The 2,993-nt window shown below is 57.2% G+C and carries 3 protein-coding genes; all 3 read right to left on the reverse strand.

Translation table 11 applies throughout. The features are described from left to right. Nucleotides 1-626: 626 nt before the first annotated feature. Nucleotides 627-2,153: an IS66 family transposase gene (gene tnpC / locus AC07V0_RS29930; RefSeq protein WP_102667169.1), complete on the reverse strand. Its 1,527-nt coding sequence runs from the start codon at nucleotides 2,151-2,153 to the stop codon at nucleotides 627-629. Nucleotides 2,154-2,234: 81 nt separating this feature from the next. Further along, nucleotides 2,235-2,570: an IS66 family insertion sequence element accessory protein TnpB gene (tnpB, locus tag AC07V0_RS29935; protein ID WP_034149241.1), complete on the reverse strand. Its 336-nt coding sequence runs from the start codon at nucleotides 2,568-2,570 to the stop codon at nucleotides 2,235-2,237. After that, entirely contained in the window at nucleotides 2,570-2,926 is a 357-nt protein-coding gene (gene tnpA / locus AC07V0_RS29940) for an IS66-like element accessory protein TnpA (RefSeq protein ID WP_495020206.1), read from the reverse strand. Before tnpA ends, tnpB begins: the two co-directional genes overlap by 1 nt. Nucleotides 2,927-2,993 lie beyond the last annotated feature (67 nt).

Raw genomic sequence — 2,993 nt, forward strand, 5'->3', positions numbered from 1 at the left:
GTAAGCGTCCGGCAAAGGCATCCGGCCCGAAGTCGGAAAATGGCGCAGCAGCCGATACCTTCCTGTGACCATTGCCACTTCTAGAGGGATGGTGCGCGCGGTACTGCAACACAACCAAAATCAAAATTCTCCCTTGCTGCGTAGTATTACATTAGACGGGGATTTAAGAGGTTTCAGGTACAGCAGAGGCTATCGCTTGCGGCCGTCTTCCGTCGCAAATTCTCATAAGTTCGGATCAGTTTTGCGAGTTCTGCCACCAAATGCGGAGCGACAACTCCCGAGTGAATTTGGAAGGGGCAAAATGGGGTGCGCTACGGGGATATATAGGGATAATCAGGGGGTGATGGGGTGTTACGGGGATTATTAGGGAAAATGGGGGGTATATCAGGGGGCGCTAACTCCAGGATAACTACCGTTCCGCGGATTAAATGGGGGGAAATGGGGTGTTTGAGAGGGGGATACAGGGAGACTGCGGGATTTATAGGGTGTCTCGGGGCGCTAAAGGGCGGTACGTGGCGTAGATCTACCCCATTGCAACCAATGCTACGAAAAACCATGTTTTGTGGATGATTTTGGGACTATGCGCCGGAATATTCATAAACTCTCCACGACGCCACCTGATGTAATTACACCCGTTGCCACCGATGTGGCAGCAACGCCGCAATCTCACTCGCTCGCTGTGTAGGCAGCCGCGTCAGTACATCCTTCAGATAGGCGTAGGGATCATGTCCATTAAGCCGTGCTGACTGGATCAAACTCATGATCGCAGCCGCACGTTTGCCGCTGCGTAACGAGCCCGCGAAAAGCCAGTTTGAACGCCCGAGAGCCCATGGCCGGATTTGATTTTCACACCAGTTATTGTCGAGGGGTACCGCGCCGTCCTCGAGATATCGAGTCAGCGCGGCCCAGCGTTTGAGGCTGTAATCCAGGGCTTTGGCAATGGCCGATCCCTCAGGCACAAGTTGTCGCTGGGCGATCATCCAGGTGTGCAGCGCATCGATTATCGGGGCCGATTTTTCCTGCCGTATCCGTTGTCGAGCGTCAGGTTCCAGTTCGCGGACTTCGCGTTCTATCTCATAAAGCGCGGCGATGTAATGCAGCGCTTTTTCGGCGATCTGGCTCTTATTGGTCGCGTGCAAGTCGAAGAACTTACGGCGAGCATGGGCCATGCAGCCGATCTCTGTGACGCCCAGATCAAAGCTTGCCTTGTAACCGGCGAAGTCGTCGCAGACCAGCTTGCCGTTCCAGTTGTTCAGGAAGGTTCGGGCGTGTTCGCCGGCGCGGCTCGGGCTGAAGTCGTAAACGACTGCCGCCAAGTCGGCGAACTGACTGGTGGCGTAGGCCCAAACGTAGGCTCGGTGGGTCTTCTTGGCGCCCGGCGTCAGCATCTGTACCGGCGTTTCGTCGGCGTGGATCACGCCATGCTCGAGCACTGCTTCGCGCAGCGCATCCACCAGTGGCTGTAGCTGCACGCCGCAGGCGCCAACCCATTGCGCCAAGGTCGAACGGGCGATCGCCAGACCGGCTCGGCCGAAAATTTTCTCTTGTCGATACAGCGGCAGATGGTCAGCAAACTTGGCCACCATAACGTGGGCCAGCAGGCCTGCCGTAGGGATGCCTTTGTCGATGACATGCGCCGGTACCGGCGCCTGGATCAGCGTCTCGCACTGCTCACAGGTCCATTTCCCACGGATATGGCGTTCGACGGTAAACACGCCGGGTGTGTAGTCGAGCTTTTCGCTGGCATCTTCACCGATGCGCTTGAGGGCGCAGCCGCATTGGCAATGGCTGTTGTCCGGTTCGTGGTGGATCAGCGTACGAGGAAACTGCGCTGGCAGCGGCGCACGCTTGGGTTGCTGGCGCACTTTGGCCGCAGTCGGCGTCGGTTGCAGTGCCTCAAGCTCAGCTTCGATAGCCGCGATGTCGGTGTCGATCAGGTCATCGAGCAAGCTGGCTTGAGCAGGACTTAGTTGCTCGCTGCGCTTGGCAAACTTGAAGCGCTTGAGCAGCGCGATCTCATGGGCCAGTTTCTCGTTGACTGTTTTGTGATGGTGGATTTGCTTGTCCATCGTCTCGACGCGCTGCATCAACTGCGCGGCCAGAGCGCGCAGTTGTTCAGGGTTCAGTTGGTCGAGATTCGGGATGGAAGTCATGCCGCCGATTTTGCCAGAGAGGGCTTTGGGCGGCGATAGACTGATGGGCCAATTGCGCTGGCAAGCTGGCCATGGCAGAACTTAAAGCACAGTGATGACGCCGCCGGCACCGACTCTTTGCCAAGGTAAACCGAGTATCAGGGCCTGAAGCTGTTCTGCATCCAACTCAAGTTCCGAACCATGTCGCACGCCTGGCCAGAAAAAGCGTCCTTGGTGCAACCGACGTGCTGCCAGCCAGATGCCGACGCCGTCATGCACCAGCACTTTCATCCGATTGGCGCGGCGGTTGGCGAAGAGATAAGCACAGTGCGGCTTCGCCGCACCGAACACCGCCACTACCCGTGCCAGCGCGGTGTCAGTGCCCGCGCGCATGTCCATCGGCTCGGTGGCGAGCCAGATGGAATCGATGCGGATCATCAGATTAATCCCCGGACGAATCGGGCACATCCCTCGGGATCTTTGACGGGCCAGTTCACCACGAGGCTCCCATGCTCGCTTGGCACTTCGATTCTGATCGATGGCTCGGGACGATCATGAACGCTGGGGTCTAGTTTCAAAGGGATAAAAGCGGGCAGGTTTTTACTATCCGCGTCGCGATAAAGCGGAATCCATTTACGCACGAGATTGGCATTGATCCCGTGGCTCAGCGCGACGCTTGCGATGGACGCACCAGCGTGCAGACATTCCTGAACGACTTGGGCTTTGAAAGGTTTGGGGTAAGAGTGTCGTTGGCGCATGGCGATCCGCTTAATAAGGCTAAAAATGGTGTCCACTTACAATAGGTGTCCACCATCGCCCTAAGCGTTGGGATCAGAAAGGTGTGTTGGCCGGACGCTTACG

Source organism: Pseudomonas sp. GW821-FHT01E10 (assembly GCF_059422365.1).